This is a genomic window from Micromonospora sp. WMMB482, from assembly GCF_019038635.1.
Lineage (GTDB): Bacteria > Actinomycetota > Actinomycetes > Mycobacteriales > Micromonosporaceae > Micromonospora > Micromonospora marina.
This window is the reverse complement of the sequence record NZ_JAHOPD010000020.1, coordinates 4,581,145-4,606,335: the sequence shown is the minus strand read 5'-3', so window position 1 is coordinate 4,606,335 and position 25,191 is coordinate 4,581,145. Positions and strand designations below refer to the sequence as shown.

The following is a 25,191-nucleotide window of genomic DNA, read 5'->3' as shown; positions in this document are numbered from 1 at the left end:
CAAGACCGCGACGGTACGGGTCAGCTCACGTTGGCCGGGCCGAGGACGCTCTTCAGGTCACCCATCAGCGCGGTGGTCGGCGCGACCCGGAACGGGCCCAGGCGTAGCGTGGTGACCTTGCCGCCGTTGAGCAGCTTGACGTGCACCTCGGTGTCGCCGGGGTGCAGCACGAGCGTCTCCTTGAGCCGTTCCACGAGCGGCGGCGTGCAGCGGTGCACCGGGATGGTGAGCGTGACCGGCTTGTTGGCCGGGTTGCTGCTGATGTCCGGCATGGACATGTCCATCGCCATGATGCGCGGGGTGTCGTCGCGCCGGTCCACCCGGCCCTTGACCACCACGATCGCGTCCTCGGCGATGTACTGCCCGATCACCTCGTACGTGTTCGGGAAGAACAGCGTCTCCACGCCACCGGCCAGGTCTTCGAGCGTGGCCGACGCCCAGGCGCGACCCTGCTTGGTGACCCGGCGCTGCACGCCGGAGAGGATGCCGGCGAGCGTGACGACCGCGCCGTCGGGCACGGTTCCCTCCTCGGACAGCGCGGCGATAGTGGTGTCCGCCGCCGCACCGAGCACGTGTTCCAGGCCGAACAGCGGGTGGTCGGAGACGTACAGGCCGAGCATCTCGCGCTCGAAGGCGAGCTTGTCGCGCTTGTCCCACTCCCCCTCGCCGATGACCGGCATGACAGTGGTGGTGCCGCCGGTCTCCGCCTCGCCGAATCCGGCGCCGAACAGGTCGTACTGGCCGACCGCCTCCTTGCGCTTGACGTCGGCGTACGCGTCGATGGCGTCGGCGTGCACGGCCAGCAGTCCTTTGCGCGGGTGGCCGAGTGAGTCGAACGCCCCGGCCTTGATCAGCGATTCGATGGTCTTCTTGTTGCAGACCACCGCGTCGACCTTGGAAAGGAAGTCGTAGAAGTCGGCGTAGTCGCCCTTCTCCTCGCGGCACCGCATGATCGAGGCGACCACGTTCGCGCCGACGTTGCGCACCGCGCCGAGACCGAAGCGGATCTCCTTGCCGACCGGCGTGAACGGCCCGGCGGAGGTGTTCACGTCCGGCGGGAGCACCTGGATGCGCATCCGGCGGCACTCCGACAGGTACATGGCCATCTTGTCCTTGTCGTCACCGACGGAGGTGAGCAGGGCGGCCATGTACTCGGCCGGGTAGTGCGCCTTCAGGTACGCGGTCCAGTAGGAGACCAGGCCGTACGCGGCGGAGTGGGCCTTGTTGAACGCGTAGCCGGCGAACGGGACCAGCACGTCCCACACGGCCTGGATCGCCTCGTCGGAGTAGCCGCGCTCGCGGCAGCCGTCCCGGAACGGGATGAACTCCTTGTCGAGGATCTCCTTCTTCTTCTTGCCCATCGCCCGGCGCAGCAGGTCGGCCTGGCCGAGCGTGTAGCCGGCGAGGATCTGCGCGGCGCGCTGCACCTGCTCCTGGTAGACGATCAGGCCGTACGTGGGCGCGAGGATCTCCCGCAGCGGCTCCTCCAGCTCCGGGTGGATCGGGGTGATCTCCTGGAGCCCGTTCTTGCGCAGCGCGTAGTTGGTGTGCGAGTCCACGCCCATCGGGCCGGGCCGGTAGAGCGCCAGGACGGCCGAGATGTCCTCGAAGTTGTCCGGCTTCATCAGCCGCAGCAGCGAGCGCATCGGCCCGCCGTCGAGCTGGAACACGCCGAGCGTGTCACCGCGGGCAAGCAGGTCGTACGCCGCCTTGTCGTCCAGCGGCAGGCCGAGCAGGTCCAGCTCCCGGCCGTGGTTGAGCTGGATGTTCTTCACCGCGTCGTCGATGATCGTCAGGTTGCGCAGGCCGAGGAAGTCCATCTTCAGCAGCCCGAGCGACTCGCAGGTCGGGTAGTCGAACTGCGTGATGATGACGCCGTCGGAGTCGCGGCGCATGAGCGGGATGTGCTCGATGATCGGCTCGGCGGACATGATGACGCCGGCGGCGTGCACACCGGTCTGCCGGATCAGGCCCTCGATGCCCTTGGCGGTCTCGATCACCTTCTTGACGTCCGGGTCGGACTCGTAGAGGCCGCGGATCTCGCCCGCCTCGGCGTAGCGGGGGTGCTTCGGGTCGAAGATGCCGGACAGCGGGATGTCCTTGCCCATCACCGCCGGTGGCATGGCCTTGGTGATCCGGTCGCCGACCGCGTACGGGAAACCCAGCACCCGGGCCGAGTCCTTGATCGCGGCCTTCGCCTTGATCGTGCCGAACGTGGCGATCTGCGCGACCTTGTCCTCGCCCCACTTGTCGGTCACGTACTTGATGACCTCACCGCGCCGGCGCTCGTCGAAGTCGATGTCGACATCCGGCATGGAGACGCGCTCGGGGTTGAGGAACCGCTCGAAGATCAGGCCGTGCGGGATCGGGTCGAGGTCGGTGATGCCCAGCGCGTACGCCACGAGCGAGCCGGCCGCCGAGCCACGCCCCGGGCCGACCGCGATGCCCTGGCTCTTGGCCCACTGGATGAAGTCGGCGACCACGAGGAAGTACGACGGGAAGCCCATCTGGATGATCACGCCCAGCTCGTACTCGGCCTGGACGACGTGGCCCTCGGGGATGCCGTTGGGGAAGCGGCGCTTCAGCCCCGCGAACGTCTCCTTGCGGAACCAGGACTCCTCGGTCTCGCCCTCGGGGATCGGGAACCGCGGCATCAGGTTGTGGAACGTGAACATGCCGGCCGGGTCGACCTTCTCGGCCACCAGGAGCGTGTTGCGGCAGCCCTGCTGCCACAGCTCGGAGGAGTCGACGGCGCGCATCTGGTCGGCGGACTTGACGAAGTAGCCGCCGCCCTCGAACCGGAACCGGTTCGGGTCGGCCACGTTGCTGCCGGTCTGCACGCAGAGCAGCACGTCGTGCGCCTCGGCCTGCGCCTCGTGGGTGTAGTGCGAGTCATTCGTGACCACCGGCGGGATGTCGAGCTTGCGGGCGATCTCGGTGAGCCCGTCGCGGACCCGGCGCTCGATGTCGAGGCCGTGGTCCATGATCTCCAGGAAGTAGTTGTCCTTGCCGAAGATGTCCTGGTACGCGGCGGCGACCTTGAGCGCCTCGTCGAACTGGCCCAGCCGCAGCCGGGTCTGCACCGCGCCGGACGGGCAGCCGGTGGTGGCCATGATGCCCTCGGCGTGCTCGGCGATCAGCTCCATGTCCATCCGGGGCCACTTCACATAGTGGCCCTCCATGGAGGCGCGGGAGTTGAGCTTGAACAGGTTGTGCAGGCCGTCGCGGTTGGCCGCCCACATGGTCATGTGGGTGATCGCGCCGTTGCCGGAGACGTCGTCGCTCTTCTGCTCGGGGCGGCCCCACTTGACCCGGGCCTTGTGGAAGCGCGACTCCGGCGCGACGTACGCCTCGACGCCGAGGATGGGCTTGACCCCGGCGTCCATGGCCTGCCTGTAGAAGTCGTTCGCGCCGTGCATGTTGCCGTGGTCGGTGATCGCCACCGCCGGCATGCCGAGCCGCGCCGCCTCGGCGAAGAGGTCCTTGAGCCGGGCCGCCCCGTCGAGCATCGAGTACTCGGTGTGTACGTGCAGATGCGCGAACGAATCGCCCATGCGTGGCGCCCCCCGGGTTGTGGATCAAGCTGCGTCGGAGTCGACCGACCCACCCTACCGAGGTGATCTCGCGGGCTCCACCGTCCACACCGAGGGTGGCCCGGGTCTCTCCGACCGGCCGGTGTGCGGCACGCGATGTTCTACGGTGTTGCAATAGTGTGTGAGACACACTATCGTGTTGGACATGGTCAGCGAAGAGGTCCTCCGGACCCATCTCCAGGAGCTACGGCGCGGCACCGTCGTGGTGGCCAGCCTGGTCGCCCTGCGCCGCCCCGACTACGGATACGCCCTGCTGCAACGGCTGGCCGCACACGGCTTCGCGGTCGACGCCAACACGCTCTACCCGCTGCTGCGCCGGCTTGAGGACCAGGGCCTGCTGACCAGCGAGTGGAACACCGAGGAGAGCCGGCCGCGCAAGTTCTACCGGACCAGCGACGACGGCGAGGCCGTCCTGAACCGCCTGCTCGACGACATGACCGCGGTGCGGACGTCCGTCACCGACCTGATCGAAGGAGCGGAACGATGAGTTCCCTGACCGACCGTTACGTCGCCGCCACCATGCGGGCCGTGCCCGCGCAACGCCGTCTGGAACTCGCCGAGGAGCTGCGCGGCTCCATCGCCGACATGATCGACGACCGGACCTCGGGCGGGCAGGACCACGCCTCCGCCGAGCGCGAGGTGCTCACCGAGCTGGGCCACCCGGAGAAGCTCGCGGCCCGCTACAGCGACCGCACCCTGCAACTGATCGGCCCGCGCTACTACCTGGTGTGGTGGCGGCTGCTGCGGCAGCTGCTCACGTACATCCCGGTGATCGTGGGTGTGCTCGCCGGCCTCGCCAAGGCGCTGCTCGACGGCGAGCCGGGCGCGGCGATCGGCACGGCGATCGTGGCCGCGATGCAGACCGCGGTCCAGATCGCGTTCTGGGTCACGCTGGTGTTCGCCGTGCTGGAACGCACCCGCACACCGCTCGGCCTGCCCGAGTGGACCGTCGACCAGCTCCCCGAGGAGAGCCGGGAACGGCAGATCAGCCACTCCGACAGCATCGCCTCGGTGGTGTTCCTGCTCGCCACCGTCGGCTTCCTGGTCGGTCAGCACTTCCAGCGCTGGACCACCGACGACGGCTCCCGGATGGCGGTGCTCGACCCGGCGCTCTGGAGCTTCTGGCTGCCGGCCCTGATCGTGGTGCTGCTGGCCACCGTCGGCCTGGAGATCGCCAAGTACCGGGCCGGGCGGTGGACCTGGCCGCTGGTCGCTGTCAACGCGGTGCTCAACGTGGCGTTCGCAGTGCCCGTCCTCTGGCTGGTGCTCACCGACCGGCTGCTCAACCCGGAGCTGGTCGAGCGGTTCGCCTGGCTGCGCGAGGGCGGCACGGACCAGGTCGCCCTGCTGACCGCCGCGGTGGTCGTGCTCGTCGCGTTCTGGGACGTGATCGACAGCGCGGTCAAGGCCCGCCGCGCCGCCTGAGCCCGGCACGGCCCGGCACGCCCCGTCGAGGGCGGGCCGGGCCTTTCGGGTACGCGGGCAGTCAGGCCGCCGCCCGCCACTCGCGGGCCAGCAGCGCGTAGACCACCTCGTCGGTCCACTCCCCCTTGACGAACTCGTTCTCCCGCAGGTGCGCCTCCCGGCGCATGCCCAGCCGCTCCAGCACCCGGGCCGACGCGGTGTTCCGGGCGTCCAGCCGGCCCACGATCCGGTGCAGCCCCAGCCCGTCGAAGCCGACCCGCAGCAGTTCCCGGGCCGCCTCGGTGACGTACCCCCGGCCGGTGTGATCGGGGTGCGCCACGTACCCGATCTCGCCCTGCCGGTGCTCCCCGCTGGTCCAGCTCAGCAGCACGTCACCGAGGAACTCACCGGTGCCCGCCAGCGTCACCGCCAGGTTGAGCACGTCGCCGGGAGCGCGCAGCGCGGTCCGCCGGACCAGCCGGTCGATCGCGGCGCGGGCGGCGCCGTCGTCGTACGGCCGGTGGTAGAGGTAGCGGGTCACCTCCGGGCGGCCCCGGTAGTCCCGGAGCACGGGGAGGTCGTCGGCGGTGAAGGCGCGCAGCAGCAGCCGCTCGGTGCGCAACGGCAGATCGGGCACGAACACCCCGGCAGGCTACGTCGCGGCTGTCGTCCGGCCCACCCGATTACGCCCCGGGCACCGCACCGGCGGCAGCGGTGGCATGGTACGTACGGTGAGCACCACACCCACCACCGCCTGGCGCCGGCCGGCCCCCTCGGCGGCGCAGATCCGTGCCGACCTCTGGGTCGGGCTCGCGGTCACCGTGCTGGCCCTGGTCGAGCTGACCCTGGCGCACAGCACCGGGGCCTTCCTGCTCGGACCACCGCCGAGCGCCGCCGAGCAGGTCTGGTGGACCGTCGCGGTGACCGCCCCGCTGGCCGTACGGCGGCGCTGGCCCGCCACCGTCGCGGTGGTCGTCTCGATCGCCTTCGTCGCCGGGCAGGCGCGGGCGGTCCCGCTCGCCCAGCTGCCGTCGGGGGCACTGTTCGCCGCCCTCTTCACGCTCGGCGCGTGGGGCGCCGACCGGCGGCTGGCCGGGCGGCTGCGGGCCGGCATCATCGTGGCGATGTTCGGCTGGCTCGCGCTGTCCCTCGCGCTGCGTGCCGACCAGATCTCCGCGGCCTCCTTCACCGACGCCGCCGGCCCGGTGCCGCCGGTGCTCGCCGCCGTGGTCAACGGCGTGTTCTACAACGTGTTGTTCTTCGGGTTCGCCTACTACTCCGGCCAGACCTCCTGGGTGGCCGCGCGCCGCCGGCACGAACTGCGGGAACAGGCCGAGCAACTGCGCCGCTCGCAGGTCGAGGCGCGCGAGCGCGCGGTGATGGGCGAGCGGGTCCGCATCGCCCGCGAGCTGCACGACGTGATCGCCCACCACGTGTCGGTGATGGGCGTGCAGGCCGCCGCGTGCCGGCGCGTGTTCGACCGCGACCGGGACAAGGCGCGCACCGCCCTGGCCGCGATCGAGGAGACCGCCCGCACCTCGGTCGACGAGCTGCGCCGCATGCTCGGCGTGCTGCGTGACCCGGACGCGGCGGCCGGCGCGGCCACGCCGGAGGACACCGCCGGCATCGACCAGGTCTCCGCACTCGTCGACCGGGCCCGGGACACCGGGCTGCGGGCCGACCTCGGGGTGTACGGGGAACCGGCGCCGCTGCCCCGCTCGGTGTCGCAGGCGGCGTACCGGATCGTGCAGGAGGCGGTGACGAACGCGGTCAAGCACGCCCACGCCACCACGCTGGACGTGCGGATCCGCTACCTGGCGAGGGAACTGGAGATCGACGTGAGCGACGACGGACACGGGGGCGTACCCGCAGCCGGGGACGGGCTGGGCCTGATCGGCATGCGGGAGCGGGTCGCCGCGCACGGCGGTGAGGTGGAGGCCGGGCCGCGTCCCGGCGGCGGGTTCCGGGTCCGGGCCCGCATGCCGCTGCCCGTCGAGGCCGCCGGGCGGACGGTGTGAGCGCGCCGGTGCGGGTGCTGCTCGTCGACGACCAGCACCTGGTCCGGACCGGTTTCCGGGTGATCCTGGAGGTCGAGGACGACATCGAGGTGGTCGGCGAGGCCGCCGACGGGCAGCGCGCCGTGTCGATGGCGGCCGCCCTGCGGCCGGACGTGGTGCTGATGGACGTGGAGATGCCGGTGCTCGACGGGCTGGAGGCCACCCGCCGGATCACCGGGGACGCGACGCCGGGCGGGCCGGCGGTGCTGATCCTCACCACGTTCGACCGGGACGACTATCTCTTCGCCGCGTTACGCGCCGGGGCGAGCGGCTTCCTGCTCAAGAACGGCACCCCGGAGGACCTGATCGAGGCGGTCCGGGTGGTGGCGCGCGGCGAAGGGCTGATCGCGCCGGCGCTCACCCGGCGGGTGATCTCCACGTTCGCCCGTCCCGGGGCGGTACCACCGGACCCCCGGCACGACGCGGCCACTGCCGACCTGACCCCGCGCGAGCGGGAGGTGCTGGAGCTGGTCGCGCGCGGGGCCAGCAACGCCGAGATCGCGGGCGTCCTGTGCGTCGGCGAGGCGACGGTGAAGACCCACGTCAGCCGGGTGCTGGCCAAACTCGGGCTGCGCGACCGGGTGCAGGCGGTGGTGTTCGCGTACGAGCACGGGGTGGTGCGACCCGGCGGATGACGCCCGTCCACCGCGCGACGGACCCCGTGATCGCCCCGTGGTGGGACGACGGGCGCGAGGGCCGGCCGTAGCGTCGGCATCATGACCAGCGTGCTCCGCCTCGACGGCGTCGACCGCAGCTTCGGCGACCGTCAGGTGCTCAAGGACGTCTCCTTCGACGTGACCGCCGGGCGCATGACCGGATTCGTCGGCGGCAACGGCGCCGGCAAGACCACCACCATGCGGATCATCCTCGGCGTGCTCGCCCCGGACGCCGGGCAGGTGACGTGGCGGGGGCGGCCGCTCGCGCGCGAGGCCCGGGCCCGGTTCGGCTACATGCCGGAGGAACGCGGCCTCTACCCGAAGATGACGCCCCGCGAGCAGGTGGTCCACCTCGGCCGCCTGTACGGGCTGGACGCCGCCGGGGCGCGCCGGCGTACCGACGCGCTGATGGAGCGGGTCGGCCTCGGCGAGCGGGCCGACGACCTGCTGGAGACGCTGTCGCTGGGCAACCAGCAGCGCGCGCAGATCGCCGCCGCGCTGGTGCACGACCCGGAGGTGCTGATCCTGGACGAGCCGTTCTCCGGACTCGACCCGCTCGCCGTCGACATGGTGGTGGCGGTGCTGCGGGAACGCGCCGCCGCCGGCGCGCCGGTGCTGTTCTCCAGCCACCAGCTCGACGTGGTGGAACGGCTCTGCGACGACCTGGTGCTCATCGCGGACGGGACGATCCGGGCCGCGGGCGCCCGCGAGGAGTTGCGCGCCGCGTACACCCTGCCCCGCTTCTCGCTCGTGGTCGACGGCGACGCCGGCTGGCTGCGGGACCAGCCCGGCGTGCGGCTGGTCGACCTCGACGGCGCGCGCGCCGTGTTCGACCTGGACCCGCCCGCCGACGACCAGTCGGTGCTGCGCGCGGCCCTGGCCCGCGGACCGGTGCGCGCGTTCGGCCCGGTCACCCCGTCCCTGGCCGAGATCTTCCGAGAGGTCAACCAGTGAACACGCTTCAGGCCACCCGGCTGGTCGCCGCCCGCGAGATCAAGGTCAAACTCCGCGACAAGACGTTCCTCTACAGCACGCTGATCTTCCTGCTGCTCGCCGTCGTCGCCACAGTGGCGCCGGCGATGCTGAACAGCGGTCCGTCCACGGTGGCGGTGACCGCGGCCGGCGCCGAACCGCTGCGCGCGGCCGGGCTGGACGTCATGCTGGTCGCCGACGACGGCGCTGCCGAGCAGGCGGTACGCGACGGTGACGCGGACGCCGCGGTGGTGGCCGGTCCGGTCGTGGTCGCCGACGAGCGGGCCCCGGACGACGTGGTCACCGCGCTCAGCGCGGCCCCGCAGGTCAAGCTGCTGGACCCGGACGCGGTGGACCCGCTCGTCGCGTACCTGGTGCCGTTCGCCTTCGCGTTCGTCTTCTTCTTCATGTCCCAGACGTTCGGGATGCAGATCGCGCAGAGCGTCACCGAGGAGAAGCAGACCCGAATCGTGGAGATCCTGGTCGCAGCCGTGCCGGCCCGCGCGCTGCTGGCCGGCAAGATCCTCGCCGCGGGCGCGCTGGCGCTGGGACAGATCGCCCTGATCGCGGCCGCCGCGCTGATCGGGATGCGCCTGACCGGCGGCGGCGACCTGCTGGGCCTGATCGCACCGGCCGTCGGCTGGTTCGTGCCGTACTTCCTGTGCGGTTTCCTGCTGCTCGCGGCCATGTGGGCGGCCGCCGGGGCGCTGGTGAACCGGCAGGAGGACATCGCCGGAGCGTCCACCCCGGTGCAGCTCGCGGTGATGGCGCCGTTCTTCGCGGTGGTGTTCCTCAACGACAACGCCACCGCGATGCGGATCCTGTCGTACCTGCCGTTCTCGTCGCCGACCGCGATGCCGGTGCGGCTGTTCACCGGCGACGCGGCGCCGTGGGAGCCGATCGTGTCGCTGGCGCTGCTGCTGCTCACGGCGGCCGGGTTCCTGCTCGCCGGGGCGCGGATCTACGAGGGCTCGCTGCTGCGCACCAACGGCCGGACCTCGGTCCGCACGGCGTGGCGGCAGCGCGAGCCGATCGGCTGATGCCGCGATACGCCGAGCGCCGGCCACCCGTGATCGGGGGGCCGGCGCCCGGCACGTCGGGCGGGGTCAGCCGACGGCGGCCATGACCTCGTCGGACACGTCGAAGTTGGCGTAGACGTTCTGCACGTCGTCGCAGTCCTCCAGCACGTCGATCAGCTTGAAGATCTTGCGCGCGCCCTCCTCGTCCAGCGGCACGTTCACGCTGGGGATGAGGGAGGACTCGGCCGACTCGTACTCGATGCCGGCGTCCTGGAGCGCGCTGCGGACCGCGACCAGGTCACCCGGCTCGGAGACCACCTCGTACGCCTCGCCGAGGTCGTTGACCTCCTCCGCACCCGCGTCGAGCACGGCCATCATCACGTCGTCCTCGCTGGTGCCGGTCTTGGGGACGAGAACCACGCCCTTGCGGGAGAACATGTACGACACGGAGCCGGCGTCGGCCAGCGAGCCGCCGTTGCGGGTCAGCGCGGTACGCACCTCGGTGGCGGCACGGTTGCGGTTGTCGGTGAGGCACTCGATCAGCATCGCCACGCCGTTGGGGCCGTAACCCTCGTACATGATCGTCTGCCAGTCGGCGCCGCCGGCCTCCAGGCCGGAGCCGCGCTTGACCGCGCGGTCGATGTTGTCGTTCGGAACCGAGTTCTTCTTCGCCTTCTGGATGGCGTCGTAGAGCGTCGGGTTGCCGGCCGGGTCGCCGCCGCCGGTACGGGCCGCCACCTCGACGTTCTTGATCAGCTTGGCGAACATCTTGCCGCGCTTGGCGTCGATGACCGCCTTCTTGTGCTTGGTCGTCGCCCACTTTGAGTGGCCGGACATCTGTTACCTCCGTTGCTACCCGCCGTCTGCATCGACCGCACCGCACACGCCCCGCTCCCCCGCCGGCGCACGTCGAGGTGCCGTGATCTTCGCTGGGAGCCGGCGGGCTGATGGCCCTGCCGAATCCTGGCAATCCTACCGGCGGCCGGCGGGTGACTGTCACGCACCGCACGGCACCGGTCCGTCCCAGGCCGCCCGAACCGGCACGGCCCGGGACGGACCGGCCACTCATTCGCCGAAGCCGTACGACAGCGCCACTGTCGGCTCGAACGTCTCGCGCTCCTCGCAGCGCTCCTCCAGACCCGCCCGGTAGCGCCGGAACGACTGCATCCCGGGCAGCGGCCCGGGCAGCTCCGGCGCCCTGGCCACCTCGACGAAGCTCCGTTCGTCGTCGAGCCGGTAGGAGACGTAGCGCAGCCCGGACGGCCGCAGCCGCGCCAGCTCGTCGTGGACGTCGCGCAGCAGGCGCAGATGCTCGGTCAGGCGCTCGGGGCGGACCCGGTAGCGGATCAGGATCATCTCCATGCTCATCCCACCAGCTCCGGGCTGCCATCCGCGGCGGGGACAGCGGTGCGCAGAGCCGCCGACCAGGTCAGGATCTCGGTCAGCATGGCCGAGAACGACTCCTCCCGATCCGCACCGGGCATCAGGATGCCGGGCGCGGTGGGATCACCCGGATCCGACCCGGAGAAGTCGAAGTCGGTGAAGATCGGCACGGAGACCGCCGTGGGTACGACCACCACATGCACCTCGGCCAGGATCAACCGCAGGTGGTCGGTGGCCCGGAGGCCGCCCTGCACGCCGTAGCCGAGCAGTCCGGCCACCTTGTCGTTCCACTCCGCGTACAGGTAGTCCACGGCGTTCTTCAGTGCGGCGGGAATCGAATGGTTGTACTCCGGGGTGACAAAGACGAACGCGTCGCAGGCGGCCACGACCGCGCTCCACCGCCGGGTGTGCGCCTGCCGGTAGTCGCCGAACATCGCCGGCACCGGCTCGTCGAGCAGCGGCAACGCCTGCTCCGCCAGATCGATCACCTCGATCTCCGCCGACCCGGCGCGCACCGCCGGGTGCCGGGAGCACACCTGCGCGGCCCACCCGGCGACTGCGGCGCCGCGACGGCCCGGGCGGGTGCTTCCGACGATCAGACCGATCCGGACCGGTCCTGTCCTCTGTGTCGTACTCATGCCGAGGATCGTCGGCCCGGCCACCGGCGGACCGGGAGACCGGCGCGAGGGTGGCCCCGCCGGGGCCACCCGGAGACGCGCCGGCGGTGCGAGACTGGGCCGATGATGGACGGCGAGCTGGGGGCGTTCCTGCGCAGCCGCCGGGAGGCGCTGCGCCCGGCCGACGTGGGGCTTGCCCCGGGCCCGCGCCGCCGCACGCCCGGTCTGCGCCGGGCGGAGCTGGCGACGCTGGCCCAGGTGAGCGTCGAGTACCTGACCCGGCTGGAGCAGGGGCGCGACACGCGGCCCTCGCCGGAGATCCTCGCGGCGCTCGCCGACGCCCTGCTCCTCGACGACGCCGACCGGGACCACCTGCACCGGCTCGCGACCGTCGGCCACAGCCGGCAGTTGTGCCCGCACGAACGGGCATCCGTCGCGCGCACCGTCCGCCCGACGGTCCGGGCCGTGCTCGACGGGCTGCGGGACACCCCGGCGTACGTCGTCAACCAGCTCAGCGACGTGCTGGCGTGGAACGACGCGTTCGACCGGCTCGCCCGTCCGCTGGGCCTGCTCGACGGCAGCCGGCCGAATCTGCTCTGGTTCACGTTCGCCGACGAACGCGCCCGCGACCACTTTCCCGAGTGGGCGGAGCTGGCCGACCAGCAGGTCGCCGAGCTGCACCGGCTGCGACGGGGCGACCCGGACACGGACGCCTTCGCCGAGCGCCTGGTCCGCACCGCGGGCACGCCGTTCACCGACAGGTGGCGGCGGCGTCCGGTAGCCGCACCGCGTACCGGTGTACGCGGGCTGCGGCACCCGGAGGCCGGTCCGCTGCGGCTGGCGTACGAGACGCTGGACCTCGCCGACGCCGCGCACCAGCGCGTCGTCGTCCACCTGCCCGCCGACGCCGCCTCCGCGGCCGCCCTGGATCGGCTGCTCGGCCGGCGACCCGGTCGGCTGCGCGCCGTCGCCGGCTGACGCCCGGCGCGTCGTCCGGTCAGGACGCGGCCCGGACCAGCTCCACGAAATGGCGGTGCAGGCGCAGGTCACCGGTCAGCTCGGGGTGGAACGACGTGGCCAGCAGGTTGCCCTGCCGCACCGCGACGATCCGGCCCGCGGCGGGGCCCTCGGTCACCCGGCCGAGCACCTCCACGTCCGGGCCGACGCGCTCGACCCAGGGCGCCCTGATGAACACCGCGTGGAACGGCCCGCCGTCGACGCCGGTGAGCGCCACCGGCGCCTCGAACGAGTCGACCTGGCGGCCGAATGCGTTGCGCCGCACCGTCATGTCGACGCCGGCGAAACCGCTCTGGTCGGGGCGGCCGTCCAGCACCTCGGCGGCGAGCATGATCAGGCCGGCGCAGGAGCCGTAGACCGGCATGCCGGCGGCGATCCGCTTGTCGATCGGCTCACGCATCTCGAAGATGTCGACCAGCTTGCTGATCGTGGTCGACTCGCCGCCGGGCACCACCAGGCCGTCGACCGCGTCCAGCTCGCCCGGCCGCCGCACCGGCCGGGCGTCGGCGCCCGCCCCGGCCAGCGCCGCGACGTGCTCGCGTACGTCGCCCTGAAGGGCGAGCACGCCGATCACCGGTACGGCCACGATGCTCCTTCCGCGGTGTTGTTAAAAGGGGGCCCCGCCTCTACCGGAGGCGTTAACAGGGGGCCCCTCCTTACATTCACCAGCCGCGCTCGGCGAGGCGGTGCGGCTGGGGGATCTCGTCGACGTTGATGCCGACCATCGCCTCGCCCAGCCCCCGGGAGACCTTGGCGAGCACGTCCGGGTCGTCGTGGAACGTGGTCGCCTTGACGATCGCGGCGGCCCGCTGGGCCGGGTTGCCGGACTTGAAGATGCCCGAGCCGACGAAGACGCCCTCCGCGCCGAGCTGCATCATCATGGCCGCGTCCGCAGGGGTCGCGATGCCACCGGCGGTGAACAGCACGACCGGCAGCTTGCCCTGCTCGGCGACCTCCTTGACCAGCTCGTACGGGGCCTGCAGCTCCTTGGCCGCGACGAACAGCTCGTCGGAGGGCAGCGACTGGAGCCGGCGGATCTCCTGCCGGATCTGCCGCATGTGCGTGGTGGCGTTGGAGACGTCGCCGGTGCCGGCCTCGCCCTTCGAACGGATCATCGCGGCGCCCTCGGTGATCCGGCGCAGCGCCTCACCCAGGTTCGTCGCCCCGCACACGAACGGGACGGTGAACGCCCACTTGTCGATGTGGTTGGCGTAGTCGGCCGGGGTCAGCACCTCGGACTCGTCGACGTAGTCGACGCCGAGCGCCTGGAGGATCTGCGCCTCGACGAAGTGGCCGATGCGGGCCTTGGCCATCACCGGGATCGAGACGGCCTGGATGATGCCGTCGATCATGTCCGGGTCGCTCATCCGGGACACACCGCCCTGCGCGCGGATGTCGGCCGGCACGCGCTCCAGGGCCATGACGGCGACCGCGCCGGCGTCCTCGGCGATCTTCGCCTGCTCGGGGGTGACCACGTCCATGATCACACCGCCCTTGAGCATCTCGGCCATGCCGCGCTTGACGCGGGCGGTGCCGACGGCGGTGGCGGTGGTCGGGGCTGCGGATTCAGACACGGGACATCGCTCCTCGGCGTGCTGGGGAGGTGACTGCGCAGGAATGCTACGACCGGCGCGACGCCGATCCGAGCGCCAATCGAACCCCCGGTGGCCTGCCGTGTGGCCCCGGTCACGGCCGGTACGTCAGCCGGTGGTCACGTCCGCGTGCGGGGCCAGCGTGGGGTCGTCGATGTCGAAGTAGCGCGGCCACTGCCGCCCGCGCCCCATCCGGAACAGCCGTACCACCGGACGCCCCCGCGCCGAGCGGGCGTCCCGGACCAGGTCGGTGTGCACCTGCCGGGCCAGCGCCAGCCGCCGGCTGGCCGCGATCACCGCCGCGCACGCCTGGTCGTCCGGGTCCAGCCGCACCCCGCGCAACTGCCGGGTCAGGTCGTTCTCGGCCGCCTCGCGCTCCTCCGGAGCGGCGTCCAGCGCGATCCGGGCGGCGACGTACAACTCCACGCCGTACCGCTGCTCGGCCAGGACCGCGGCGGCGGCCGCACGGCGCAGCAGGTGCGCGTCGAGCGCGCGGGCCGCCGAGTCCGCGCGGACCTGGAGCCGCTGCACCCGGCCGGAGGTCCAGATCAGGTACGCCGAGAGCAGCCCGAGCACCGCGACCGCGCCCACCACCCACCACATGCCCGGCATCGTAGTGCTGCTCCTCATCCCGGCCGGCCGGCGCGGTGCACCGGTCGACGCGCTCGTCACAGCGGCCGCAGCGGCCACAGCGGTCAGCCCAGACCCGCCCACTCCTGGTCCATGACCCGGCCGTCGGTGGCCTCGATCGCGGCTGCGTATACCTCCAGAACGCGGCGGGCAACCACGGGCCAGTCGAAATTCGCCACCACCTGGTCGCCGCAGGCGGTCAGCCCGGCGCGGCGGCCGTCGTCGTCGAGCAGCTCGGACAGCGCGGCGCCCAGCGCGGCCGCGTCGCCGGTCGGGAACAGCCGTCCGGCCCGCCCGCCGTCGAGCACCCGGCGGAACGCGTCCAGGTCGCTCGCGACGACAGTGGTGCCGGCGGCGAGCGCCTCGGTGAGGATCATCCCGAAGGACTCCCCTCCGGTGTTCGGTGCGACGTAGAGGTGCACGCTGCGCAGCATGCGCGCCTTGTCCGCCTCGGAGACCAGGCCGAGGAACGTGACCCGGTCGCGCAGGCCCGCCGGGAACCGCCCGTACAGCTCGTCGGCGTCGCCCGGGCCGGCGACCAGCAGGCGCAGCCCGGGCCGGTGCGTCGCCAGCGCGACGAACGCGTCCCGCAGGATCGGGAAGCCCTTGCGCGGCTCGGTGAACCGGCCCAGGAACCCCAGCGTCCCGCCGGTGCCCGGGACGCACTCCCCCGGCCACCCCGGCAGCGGCGGCACCCCGGCGAACTTCGCCACGGCCACCCCGTTCGGGATCTCCACCGCGCCGCCGTCCATGTGCTCGACCTGCACCTTGCGGGCCAGCGCGCTCACCGCGATCCGGGCGGTGATCCGCTCCAGCACGATCTGGAGCACGCCCTGCGCGGCCGACATCACCCGGGAGCGGGTCATCGCGGTGTGGAAGGTGGCCACCACCGGTCCGCGGGCGCAGAGCACCGCCAGCATCGACAGGCTCGGCGTGAGCGGCTCGTGCACGTGCAGCACGTCGAAGTCGCCCCGGGTGATCCAGCGGCGGACCCGGGCGGTGGAGACCGGGCCGAAGGCGATCCGGGCCACCGACCCGTTGTACGGCAGCGGCACCGCCCGCCCGGCGGACACCACGTACGGCGGCAGCGCCGAGTCCTCGTCGGCGGGCGCCAGCACGCTCACCTCGTGGCCGAGCCCGAGCAGCGCCTCGGCCAGGTCCATGACGTGGTTCTGCACGCCGCCCGGCACGTCGAACGAGTACGGGCACACGATGCCGATACGCACTGCGCCCCCCTAGACCGTCCCGGTGGTGGCCGGTGGCGCCGCCGACGTGGGCGTACCGTCCCGGTCCTGGTCCAGCCACATCCGCTGCAACATGTGCCAGTCTTGCGGATGCCGGGCGATGCCCGCCGCCAGACCGTCGGCAATCCGCTGCGTCACCGCGCGGACCCGCTCGTCGAGGGGCGCGCTGTCCGGATCCGGCAGCGGCAGCGGGCCCTCGATCGATGCGCACGCCGCGTCCGGTTCGTACCACATCGAGGCCACGTAGAGCGGAGCGCCGGTCCGGATCGCCAGCAGCGCCGGACCGGCCGGCATCCGGGTCCGGCCGCCGAAGAAGTCCACCTCCACGCCCCGGGCGGACAGGTCCCGGTCGGCGAGCAGGGGCACCACGTAACCGGTGCGCAGCCGGTCCACCAGCACGTCGAACGCGGGACGCGGCCCGCCGTGGTTGGGCAGGATCTCCATCCCCAGCCCTTCCCGGAACCCGACGAACCGCTCGTAGACGCCGTCCGGAAGCCGCTCGGCCACCGTGGTCATCGGCCAGCCGGTAGCCGCCACCCAGGCGCCCGCGGCGTCCCAGTTGCCGGCGTGCGGCAGCGCCACGACCGCGCCCCGCCCGGCGGCCACGTCGGCGGCGAGCAGTTCCTGTCCGTCGAGGCGGAACCCGGCGAGGATCTCCGTACGGCTCAGGCCGGGCAGCCGGAACGCCTCCATCCAGTACCGGGCGTACGAACGCAGCCCGGCGCGCACCAGCACGTCCAGTTCCGCGTCGGGCATCTCCGGGCCGACCACCCGGCGCAGGTTGGCGCGCAGCCGGCGCGTACCCCCGCCGTCCTTGCGGTGGGCGCGGTCGGCGCCCACCCGGAAGGCCGCCGCCGCGACGGACCGGGGCAGCGCCCGGACCAGGCGCCAGCCCGCGACGAAGCCCGCCTCGGTGAGGTTCACTCGACGCCGACCCGCTGGGCCTGCCGGTAGACGTGGGCCATCCGCTGGCCCACCGTGAAGATCGAGACCGCGGCGAGCAGCCAGAGCGCGATCTCCAGAGCGTGACGGACACCGACGCCGGTGAGCAGACCGCCGACGCCGACGATGAGCAGCCGCTCGGTGCGCTCGGCGATGCCCACGTTGCAGGTCATCCCGAGGCCCTCGGCGCGGGCCTTGACGTAGGAGACCAGACCGCCCGCGGCCAGGCAGATCAGCGCCGCCGCCACGCCCGAGTAGTCGTGCTCGGTGGCCAGCCAGAACGCGACCGCGCCGAACACCGCGCTGTCGGCGACCCGGTCCATGCTCGAGTCGAGGAACGCCCCGAACCGGGTGGACCCGCCGCTCATCCGCGCCATCGTGCCGTCGAGCAGGTCGGTGAGGGCGAAGACCGTGACGATCAGCGCGCCGGCGACCAGGTGGCCGCGCGCGCCGAAGCCGAGCGCGCCGACGAGCACGCCGACGGTGCCGGTCACGGTGACCGCGTTGGGGGACACGCCCGCACGCAGCAGCGTGCGGGCGATCGGCTCCACGACGCGGGTCATGCCCGCGCGGGCCGTCACTTGGAAGATCTTCGCCATGGCGGTCCCACGATAACGGCCCGCAATCGCCGGGGACACAGCCGGGCGTACGACCCGCCCGGCGGCCCTTGTGCGGGCACCTCCGCGGGTGTGAGATCGAGCCAGGAGGTGAGCCAGTTCACCGGATCACCGGTCCGCGTTCCCGTCCAGCAGCAGATCACCGGAAGATATCGCCGCGGCGCCCGTCCCGGGTCCGCTCCCCCGTCGCCCGCGGCGGTCGCCACCACCACCGGTTGAGGGAGGTGCGCCGCGATGGCGCAGAAGAACGAGAAGGGTGTCACCGGCGGCGCGCCGGTGGTGACCGAGCCCGGCAGGGTCCGCAACGTGGTGCTCGTCGGGCACTCCGGCGCCGGCAAGACGACGCTCGTCGAGGCGCTGCTGGCCGCCGGTGGCACGATCAGCCGGGCCGGCGCCGTCACCGACGGCACCACCGTGTGCGACCACGACCCCGCCGCCGTACGCCAGCAGCGCTCGGTCAGCCTGGCCTGCGCGCCGTTGATGCACCGCGACGTCAAGGTCAACCTGCTGGACACGCCGGGCTACGGCGACTTCGTCGGCGAGCTGCGCGCCGGGCTGCGCGCCGCCGACGCGGCCCTGTTCGTGGTCTCCGCCGTGGACGGCATGGACGCCGCCACCGCCGCCCTCTGGGAGGAGTGCGCCGCCGTCGACATGCCCCGGGCGGTGGCCGTCTCCCGGCTGGACCACCCACGCGCCGACTTCGACGAGGCGGTGGCGCTGTGCCAGCGCGTCTTCGGCGACAACGTGCTCCCGCTCTACCTGCCCATGCTCGGCGACGACGGCGAGTCGGTGGCGGGACTGATGGGGCTGATCACCCGCCGGGTGTACGACTACTCCGGCGGGCTGCCGGCGGCGGTGCGCGAACCGGACCCGGAGCACCTGCCGGCCATCCAGGAGTCCCGCGACGAGCTGATCGAGGGGATCATCGCGGAGAGCGAGGACGAGACCCTGATGGACCGCTACCTCGGCGGTGAGGAGATCGACCCCGAGGTGCTGATCACCGACCTGGAGACGGCCGTCGCCCGCGGCCACTTCTACCCCGTGGTGCCGGTCTGCGCGGAGACCGGCGTCGGCCTGGACGCGCTGCTCGACGGCCTGGTCGCGGCGTTCCCGTCGCCGCTGGAGCACGACCTGCCCGCCGTGACCGGCGTGGACGGCTCGCCCCGCCCGCCGCTGACCTGCGACCCGGACGGCCCACTCGTCGCCGAGGTGGTCAAGACGACTGTCGACCGGCACGTCGGGCGGGTCTCGCTGGTCCGCGTCTTCTCCGGCACGCTGCGCCCCGACCAGGTGATCCACGTGTCCGGACACGGCATGGCCGAGCGCGGCCACCCGGACCACGACGCCGACGAGCGGGTCGGTCACGTCTACAGCCCGCTGGGCGCGACGCTGCGCGAGGTGGCCGCCTGCGTCGCCGGTGACCTGTGCGCGATCACCAAGTCGGGCAGCGCGGAGACCGGCGACACCATCTCGGCCAAGGACGACCCGCTGCTCGTCGCGCCCTGGGAGATGCCCGAGCCGCTGCTGCCGGTGGCGATCGTGGCGCGCAGCCGGGCCGACGAGGACGCGCTGGCCCGCAACCTGTCCCGGCTGGTCGCCGGTGACCCGACGCTGCGGCTCGAACGCAACCCGGAGACCCACCAGCTGGTGCTCTGGTGCATGGGCGAGGCGCACGCCGACGTGGTGCTCGACCGGCTGCGCGGTGGCGGGGTCGAGCTGGACACCGAGCCGGTCCGGGTGCCGCTGCGCGAGACGTTCACCGCCGCCGCGCGCGGGCACGGCCGGCACGTCAAGCAGTCCGGCGGCCACGGCCAGTACGCGGTCTGCGACATCGAGGTGGAGCCGCTGCCCCGGGGCGCCGGTTTCGAGTTCGTCGACCGGGTGGTCGGCGGCGCGGTCCCGCACAACTACATCCCGTCGGTGGAGAAGGGGGTACGGGCGCAGATGGAACGCGGCCTGGTCGCCGGCTACCCCGTGGTGGACCTGCGGGTGACGCTGGTCGACGGCAAGGCGCACAGCGTCGACTCCTCCGACGCCGCGTTCCAGACCGCGGGCGCGCTGGCGCTGCGCGACGCCGCCGAGAAGGGCCAGCCGGCGTTGCTGGAGCCGGTCGACGAGATCACCGTCCGGGTGCCCGACTCGTCGGTCGGCGCGGTGATGGGCGACCTGTCCGGACGGCGCGGCCGGGTGCTCGGCACCGAGCCGGACCCCGACGCCGAGGGCCGTACGCTCGTCCGCGCCGAGGTGCCCGCGACGGAACTGCTTCGGTACGCGGTAGAACTGCGCTCGATGACGGCCGGCACCGGCACGTTCCGGCGCGAGTTCGCCCGCCACGAGCCCATGCCCGCCCACCTGGCCGACCAGGCCCGCAAGGAGTCCACCACCCGCTGACCCTCACCCCGCCCGGACCTAGCCTCCCCCGCCCTCCGCTCCTCCGCTCCTCCGCTCCTCCGCTCCTCCGCTCCTCCGCGATCTTGCACTTGCGGCCCCCACAAGGTGTGCATTCCGGGCATCTCAAGGGCCACAACCGCAAGATCGGCGCCGAGAGGGCCAAGATCTCTTGGCGTCTCAGTAGGCGGAAGGTACGTCTCGCTGAGCGGGAGCAATGCCCGGGACGGAGGGCCGCGCCAGGGGCGGGCGTCCTTCGGGTCAGGGGCGGACGGCGGGGACGGGGGGCATCGGCCAGTGGGGGCGGTCGGCGTCGCGGAGGGCGGCCGAGCGAACTGCGGCCAACTGCCGCTCCACCTCGGCGAAGTGGTCCGGCGCGAGCGGGCCCCAGGCCAGCGCGGCCGTGTTCTCCTCGACCTGGGCCACCGTCCGGGCACCGGGGATCGGCACCGCCCGGTCGCTGCGCGCCCAGATCCACCCGATCGCCCCCTGCGCGAGGGTGCGGCCGTCGGCGGTCAGCGCGTCGCGGACGGCGGCGACCCGGCGCAGCCACTCCGGGGCGGGCCGGCCGCTGCGGAACCATTCCAGCCAGGTCGGCCCGAGTCCGCGTACGTCGTCGCGGGGCAGCGTGGACTCCGGTGTGTACTTACCGGTGAGCAGACCCATCCCGAGCGGCCCTCGGGCGAGACCGGCCAGGTCGTGCTTGTCGCAGGTGTCCAGCATGGCCGGGGCGTCCCGGAGCACCGACAGCGCATGCTGCACGGCGGCGGCGCCGCGGGCGACCTGGGCGAAGGCGGCGGCCCGGTCGGCCCGGTCGGTGCTCCACCCGTACGCCCGGATCAGGCCGGCGTCGACCAGGTCGTCGAGCGTGCCGATCAGTGCCTCGGCCCGGGGCAGCGGCAGGTCGCCGAGGTGCAGCTGGTAGAGGTCGATGCGGTCGGTGCCCAGCCGGCGCAGCGAGCCGGTGACCGCCTGGCGCAGGTAGTGCGGGGAGGCGTTCTCGCCGGTGGCCTGCCGGGTGCGCTCGTCGAAGGTGTAGCCGAACTTCGTGGCGATCACCGCCTCGTCGCGCCGGCCGGCGAGCGCCCGCCCGAGCACCCGCTCGCCGTGCCCGGCGCCGTACGTGTCGGCGGTGTCGAACAGCGTGACGCCGAGGTCCAGCGCGCGGCGGACGGCGCGTACCGACTCGTCGTCGTCGACCCGGCCCCAGCCCAGCGGCCGGGCGCCCTCGGCCCACGGGCCGCCGATCGCCCAGCACCCCATGCCGAGGGCGCTCACCTCGATGCCACTGCGCCCCAACCGTCGCTTCTCGAGTGCCACCGCCGCATCCTGTCACCTCACCGGCGACCGCGGGCCGGTTCGTCGCTGAGGAGCCCGATCGCGATCACGCCGCGTGACGCGAGGCGGCGCACAGTCGCGGTGAAGGCGATATGCCTGAGAGTCATGAATATACCTCTGAGGTATATCAGTCCGAGGTCGCCCCTTCGATCCGGCCTCCGAGGAGGAACGCCGCTACCGGGCGAGCCGTCAACGGGCGTACGCCAGCAGCACCGGCTCGTCCTGGCCCGGCCAGGAGCCGGTGAGCCCGCCGGAGCCCGGCACCTCGGCCGGTGCGGGCCGCCGGACCACCGCAAGCTCGACGGCCCCCACCCGGACCACCGTCACGCCGCCGTCACCCGAGCCGGTCCAAACCGAACCAGCCGACACCGGACCAGCCGAAGCCGGACCGGTCGGCACCGGGCGGCCGGTCCGGCTACCCGTCAGCGTCATGCTCGCCGGACGTACCTCGCGCTTCCCGTCGACCTCGAAGTACTCCTCGGCCTGCCCGGCGTCGGCGAGCACGGCGGCGGCCAGCAGCGGCGGGTACACCGGGTCGCCGCAGGCGTCGTACACCCAGCGGCGGCCGAGCACCGAGTGCTCGACGAGGCCCACGAAGAAGTCGTCCGCCCCGGTCAGCGGCGCGCCGCGGTAGGTCATCGGCACCTGGAGCACCGGCCCGTCACCGGCGCGCACGAGCAGCGTCTCGACGCCGACCTCGCCGGCCGGGTCGTCGAACCGGTACGCCGCGACGCGGGTGACCTCCGCGCCCGCGTCACCGGCGAACCAGGACCGCCCGGGCAGCCAGGGTACGAGCAGCTCCAGTTTCGAGGGGCGCAGTTCCGCGCGGTGCAGGAGAGCCATGCGCGAGATCGTACTGTCGGGGCGGGCCGCCGTCAGGCCGCCGCCCACGCCTTGGCGAGCAGTTCCCGGGTGTCGGCGAGCAGTTGCGGCAGCACCTTCGTCCGGCCGATCACCGGCATGAAGTTGGCGTCGCCGCCCCAGCGCGGCACCACGTGCTGGTGCAGGTGCGCGGCGATGCCCGCGCCGGCCACGCCGCCCTGGTTCATGCCCAGGTTGAAGCCGTGCGCGCTGGAGACGTGCCGGACCACCCGCATGGCGGCCTTGGTGAACGCGGCCAGCTCGACCGTCTCCGGCTCGTCCAGCTCGGTGTAGTCGGCCACGTGCCGGTAGGGGCAGACCAGCAGGTGGCCGGGGTTGTACGGGTAGAGGTTGAGCACCGCGAAGACGTGCTCACCGCGGGCCACCACCAGGCTCTCCTCGGCCGGCAGCCCGGGAGCCCGGCAGAACGGGCAGCCGGCCGGCTTCTCGTAGCCGCCCTCGGGACGGTCCTCGCCGGAGATGTAGGTCATCCGGTGCGGCGTCCAGAGCCGGTCCAGCCCGTCCGCCAGACCGTCGTCGCCGCCGTACCCGGTGTCCCGCTCCGCCCCTGTCACACAGGCGATCCTACGATCCGGGCCGGAACACCGCCGAACCGCGCCGCCGCCCGGCGGCGCGGTTCGGCGGACCGTCTACTCGGCGGCGGTGGCGGTGGGACCGGCGTTGGTGCGCGACTCCACCACCTCGCGGACGTGCGCCACCGCCTCGTCGACAGGTACCCCGTTGCGCTGCGAGCCGTCCCGGTAGCGGAACGAGACGGTGCCGGCGGCCACGTCGTCGTCCCCGGCGATCACCATGAACGGGATCTTCTGCTGCTGCGCGTTGCGGATCTTCTTCTGCATCCGGTCGTCGCCCAGGTCGACCTCGGCGCGGATGCCGTGCCGGCGCAGCGTCGCGGCGAAGTCGACCAGGTAGTCGCCGTGCTCGTCACGGATCGGGATGCCGACCACCTGCACCGGCGCCAGCCAGGCCGGGAACGCGCCCGCGTAGTGCTCGGTGAGCACGCCGATGAACCGCTCGATCGACCCGAACTTCGCGCAGTGGATCATCACCGGCTGCTGCCGGGTGCCGTCGGCGGCCTGGTACTCCAGCCCGAAGCCCTTGGGCTGGTTGAAGTCGTACTGAATGGTCGACATCTGCCAGGTCCGGCCGATGGCGTCCTTGGCCTGCACGGAGATCTTCGGGCCGTAGAACGCCGCGCCGCCCGGGTCCGGCACCAGCTCCAGGCCGGTCTCCAGCGCGCACTGTTCCAGCACGGCGGTGGCGGTCGCCCAGTCGGCGTCGGTGCCGACGAACTTGTCCGGGCGGGAGTCGTCGCGGGTCGACAGCTCCAGGTAGAAGTCGTCGATGCCGAAGTCACGCAGCAGGCTGAGCACGAAGCCGAGCAGGTGCTTGATCTCGGCCGGCGCCTGCTCCTTCGTGCAGTAGGAGTGCGAGTCGTCCTGGGTGAAACCGCGCACCCGGGTCAGCCCGTGGATCACGCCCGACTTCTCGTACCGGTAGACCGAGCCGAACTCGAACAGCCGCAGCGGCAGCTGCCGGTAGGACCGCCCGCGCGACCGGTAGATCAGGTTGTGCATCGGGCAGTTCATGGCCTTGAGGTAGTAGTCGCTGCCCTCCATCTCCATCGGCGGGAACATCGTGTCCTTGTAGTAGGGCAGGTGTCCCGAGGTGTGGAAGAGACCTTCCTTGGAGATGTGCGGCGTGCCGACGTAGTCGAAGCCCTCCTCGATGTGGCGCGCCCGGACGTAGTCCTCCATCACCCGCTTGAGCACGCCGCCCTTGGGGTGGAAGACGGGCAGGCCGGAGCCGATCTCGTCGGGGAAGCTGAACAGGTCGAGGTCCGCGCCGAGCTTGCGGTGGTCGCGGCGGGCGGCCTCCTCCAGCAGCTTCAGGTACGCCTTCAGCTCGTCCCGGGTCGGCCAGGCGGTGCCGTACACGCGCTGGAGCTGCGGGTTGCGCTCCGACCCGCGCCAGTACGCGGCGGCGGAGCGCATCAGCTTGAACGCGCCGATCAGCCGGGTGTTCGGCAGATGCGGGCCGCGGCACAGGTCGGACCAGCAGACCTTGTCCTCGTTAGCGGCGAGGTTGTCGTAGATGGTCAGCTCGCCGCCGCCCACCTCCATCACCTCGGAGGAGTCCAGCCCCTCCCCCTTGACCTCGATCAGCTCCAGCTTGAACGGCTCGGCGGCCAGCTCGGCCCGGGCCTCGTCCAGGTCGGCGAACCGGCGGCGGCGGAACCGCTGGCCGGACTTGACGATCTCCTGCATGCGCTTCTCGAGCTTGGCCAGGTCGTCCGGCTGGAACGGCTTGTCGACGCCGAAGTCGTAGTAGAAGCCGTTCTCGATCGGCGGGCCGATGCCGAGCTTCGCGTCCGGGAAGACGTCCTGCACCGCCTGGGCCAGCACGTGGGCGGTGGAGTGACGCAGCACGTTCAGCCCGTCCGGACTGTTCAGGGTGACCGGCTCGACCGCGACGTCCTCGGCCGGACGCCAGTCCAGGTCGCGGAGCTGGCCCTGCGGGTCGCGGACCACCACGATCGCCTTCGGCCCGCTCATCGGCAGGCCGGCCGCGGCCACCGCGTCGGCCGCCGTGGTCCCGGCGGCGACGACGACGGGGTCGGCCACGACGGGGGTACGGGGTGCGGACACGGTGACTCCTGTCGTCGACGGTACGGAAGGGCCGGTGAACGGCCCCTGCGATGCTATCGGTCGCCCGGACCCGGACCGCCGCCGACGCCGGTGCCCGTCTCCGACGAGTTCCGTGCGGTGTTGAACCTTTTCGCCCGGCCGCCCGAACTACCCGGTGGGGCCGGAGCCGGTGCCGGCCCCAGTCGAGAGGGA

23 protein-coding genes are annotated in these 25,191 nt (G+C 72.6%); 8 read left to right on the top strand and 15 right to left on the bottom strand.

The window, feature by feature from the left end; genetic code table 11:
* Nucleotides 1-20: 20 nt before the first annotated feature.
* Entirely contained in the window at nt 21-3,554 is a 3,534-nt protein-coding gene (gene dnaE / locus KSK32_RS22885) for a DNA polymerase III subunit alpha (RefSeq protein WP_216933055.1), read from the bottom strand.
* Nucleotides 3,555-3,738: 184 nt separating this feature from the next.
* On the opposite strand from dnaE, the gene KSK32_RS22880 reads away from it, so the two are divergent.
* Nucleotides 3,739-4,080: a PadR family transcriptional regulator gene (locus KSK32_RS22880; RefSeq protein WP_030504548.1), complete on the top strand. Its 342-nt coding sequence runs from the start codon at nt 3,739-3,741 to the stop codon at nt 4,078-4,080.
* Complete coding sequence (locus KSK32_RS22875; protein WP_216933054.1) at nt 4,077-5,018, top strand: permease prefix domain 1-containing protein; 942 nt, start codon at nt 4,077-4,079, stop codon at nt 5,016-5,018. Before KSK32_RS22880 ends, KSK32_RS22875 begins: the two co-directional genes overlap by 4 nt.
* Before the next feature lie 61 nt (nt 5,019-5,079).
* On the opposite strand, the gene KSK32_RS22870 is transcribed toward KSK32_RS22875, so the two are convergent.
* Nucleotides 5,080-5,640 (bottom strand): GNAT family N-acetyltransferase, encoded by a 561-nt coding sequence (locus tag KSK32_RS22870; protein ID WP_216933053.1) that lies wholly within the window; start codon nt 5,638-5,640, stop codon nt 5,080-5,082.
* 88 nt (nt 5,641-5,728) lie between these two features.
* Between KSK32_RS22870 and KSK32_RS22865 the strand changes: the two genes are divergently transcribed.
* The 4 genes from KSK32_RS22865 (at nt 5,729) to KSK32_RS22850 (ending at nt 9,722) form a co-directional block, all read left to right on the top strand.
* The gene (locus KSK32_RS22865) at nt 5,729-7,015 is read left to right on the top strand and encodes a sensor histidine kinase (RefSeq protein ID WP_289256365.1); all 1,287 of its coding nucleotides are present in this window, start codon (nt 5,729-5,731) and stop codon (nt 7,013-7,015) included.
* On the top strand, nt 7,012-7,689 hold the full coding sequence (locus KSK32_RS22860) for a response regulator transcription factor (RefSeq protein WP_216933051.1): 678 nt from the start codon (nt 7,012-7,014) through the stop codon (nt 7,687-7,689). The genes KSK32_RS22865 and KSK32_RS22860 overlap by 4 nt, the downstream gene beginning before the upstream one ends.
* 81 nt (nt 7,690-7,770) lie before the next feature.
* Nucleotides 7,771-8,664 (top strand): ABC transporter ATP-binding protein, encoded by an 894-nt coding sequence (locus KSK32_RS22855; protein WP_216933050.1) that lies wholly within the window; start codon nt 7,771-7,773, stop codon nt 8,662-8,664.
* Nucleotides 8,661-9,722 carry an ABC transporter permease gene (locus tag KSK32_RS22850; RefSeq protein ID WP_216933049.1) on the top strand — a complete coding sequence of 354 codons (1,062 nt, stop codon included), beginning with the start codon at nt 8,661-8,663 and terminating at the stop codon, nt 9,720-9,722. Before KSK32_RS22855 ends, KSK32_RS22850 begins: the two co-directional genes overlap by 4 nt.
* A 66-nt stretch (nt 9,723-9,788) precedes the next feature.
* Here the strand turns inward: KSK32_RS22850 and KSK32_RS22845 are convergent, their stop codons facing one another.
* The 3 genes from KSK32_RS22845 to KSK32_RS22835 all read right to left on the bottom strand — a co-directional run bounded on the left by KSK32_RS22845 (nt 9,789) and on the right by KSK32_RS22835 (nt 11,722).
* Nucleotides 9,789-10,538 carry a YebC/PmpR family DNA-binding transcriptional regulator gene (locus KSK32_RS22845; protein ID WP_216933048.1) on the bottom strand — a complete coding sequence of 250 codons (750 nt, stop codon included), beginning with the start codon at nt 10,536-10,538 and terminating at the stop codon, nt 9,789-9,791.
* Nucleotides 10,539-10,766: 228 nt separating this feature from the next.
* Nucleotides 10,767-11,069: a hypothetical protein gene (locus tag KSK32_RS22840; protein WP_216933047.1), complete on the bottom strand. Its 303-nt coding sequence runs from the start codon at nt 11,067-11,069 to the stop codon at nt 10,767-10,769.
* The gene (locus KSK32_RS22835; RefSeq protein WP_216933046.1) at nt 11,066-11,722 is read right to left on the bottom strand and encodes an NADPH-dependent FMN reductase; all 657 of its coding nucleotides are present in this window, start codon (nt 11,720-11,722) and stop codon (nt 11,066-11,068) included. The genes KSK32_RS22840 and KSK32_RS22835 overlap by 4 nt, the downstream gene beginning before the upstream one ends.
* A 102-nt stretch (nt 11,723-11,824) precedes the next feature.
* Between KSK32_RS22835 and KSK32_RS22830 the strand changes: the two genes are divergently transcribed.
* Nucleotides 11,825-12,679, top strand: coding sequence for a helix-turn-helix transcriptional regulator (locus KSK32_RS22830; protein WP_216933045.1), 855 nt, complete (start codon nt 11,825-11,827; stop codon nt 12,677-12,679).
* Nucleotides 12,680-12,698: 19 nt separating this feature from the next.
* On the opposite strand, the gene pdxT is transcribed toward KSK32_RS22830, so the two are convergent.
* The 6 genes from pdxT to pgsA all read right to left on the bottom strand — a co-directional run bounded on the left by pdxT (nt 12,699) and on the right by pgsA (nt 17,725).
* On the bottom strand, nt 12,699-13,304 hold the full coding sequence (pdxT, locus tag KSK32_RS22825; RefSeq protein ID WP_216933044.1) for a pyridoxal 5'-phosphate synthase glutaminase subunit PdxT: 606 nt from the start codon (nt 13,302-13,304) through the stop codon (nt 12,699-12,701).
* A gap of 76 nt (nt 13,305-13,380) precedes the next feature.
* The gene (pdxS, locus tag KSK32_RS22820; RefSeq protein ID WP_216933043.1) at nt 13,381-14,292 is read right to left on the bottom strand and encodes a pyridoxal 5'-phosphate synthase lyase subunit PdxS; all 912 of its coding nucleotides are present in this window, start codon (nt 14,290-14,292) and stop codon (nt 13,381-13,383) included.
* Nucleotides 14,293-14,418: 126 nt separating this feature from the next.
* Complete coding sequence (locus tag KSK32_RS22815; RefSeq protein WP_216933042.1) at nt 14,419-14,922, bottom strand: hypothetical protein; 504 nt, start codon at nt 14,920-14,922, stop codon at nt 14,419-14,421.
* Nucleotides 14,923-15,005: 83 nt separating this feature from the next.
* Nucleotides 15,006-16,166: a glycosyltransferase family 4 protein gene (locus KSK32_RS22810; RefSeq protein ID WP_216933041.1), complete on the bottom strand. Its 1,161-nt coding sequence runs from the start codon at nt 16,164-16,166 to the stop codon at nt 15,006-15,008.
* Between the two features lie 9 nt (nt 16,167-16,175).
* A complete protein-coding gene (locus tag KSK32_RS22805) occupies nt 16,176-17,108 on the bottom strand; it encodes a phosphatidylinositol mannoside acyltransferase (RefSeq protein ID WP_216933040.1) in 933 nt (310 codons plus the stop codon).
* Complete coding sequence (gene pgsA / locus KSK32_RS22800; protein WP_216933039.1) at nt 17,105-17,725, bottom strand: phosphatidylinositol phosphate synthase; 621 nt, start codon at nt 17,723-17,725, stop codon at nt 17,105-17,107. The genes KSK32_RS22805 and pgsA overlap by 4 nt, the downstream gene beginning before the upstream one ends.
* Before the next feature lie 252 nt (nt 17,726-17,977).
* Here pgsA and KSK32_RS22795 point away from each other — a divergent pair, with 252 nt between their 5' ends.
* The gene (locus KSK32_RS22795) at nt 17,978-20,134 is read left to right on the top strand and encodes an elongation factor G-like protein EF-G2 (RefSeq protein WP_216933038.1); all 2,157 of its coding nucleotides are present in this window, start codon (nt 17,978-17,980) and stop codon (nt 20,132-20,134) included.
* A gap of 258 nt (nt 20,135-20,392) precedes the next feature.
* Here KSK32_RS22795 and KSK32_RS22790 read toward each other — a convergent pair whose 3' ends face one another.
* From KSK32_RS22790 to thrS, 4 genes are all read right to left on the bottom strand, one after another.
* Nucleotides 20,393-21,394 carry an aldo/keto reductase gene (locus KSK32_RS22790; RefSeq protein WP_216936298.1) on the bottom strand — a complete coding sequence of 334 codons (1,002 nt, stop codon included), beginning with the start codon at nt 21,392-21,394 and terminating at the stop codon, nt 20,393-20,395.
* A gap of 264 nt (nt 21,395-21,658) precedes the next feature.
* Nucleotides 21,659-22,312, bottom strand: coding sequence for a hypothetical protein (locus tag KSK32_RS22785; protein WP_216933037.1), 654 nt, complete (start codon nt 22,310-22,312; stop codon nt 21,659-21,661).
* A gap of 32 nt (nt 22,313-22,344) precedes the next feature.
* A complete protein-coding gene (locus KSK32_RS22780) occupies nt 22,345-22,905 on the bottom strand; it encodes an HIT domain-containing protein (protein ID WP_374226723.1) in 561 nt (186 codons plus the stop codon).
* Between the two features lie 75 nt (nt 22,906-22,980).
* Nucleotides 22,981-24,999, bottom strand: a complete 2,019-nt coding sequence (thrS, locus tag KSK32_RS22775; RefSeq protein ID WP_216933036.1) for a threonine--tRNA ligase — start codon at nt 24,997-24,999, stop codon at nt 22,981-22,983.
* Between the last annotated feature and the right edge of the window lie 192 nt (nt 25,000-25,191).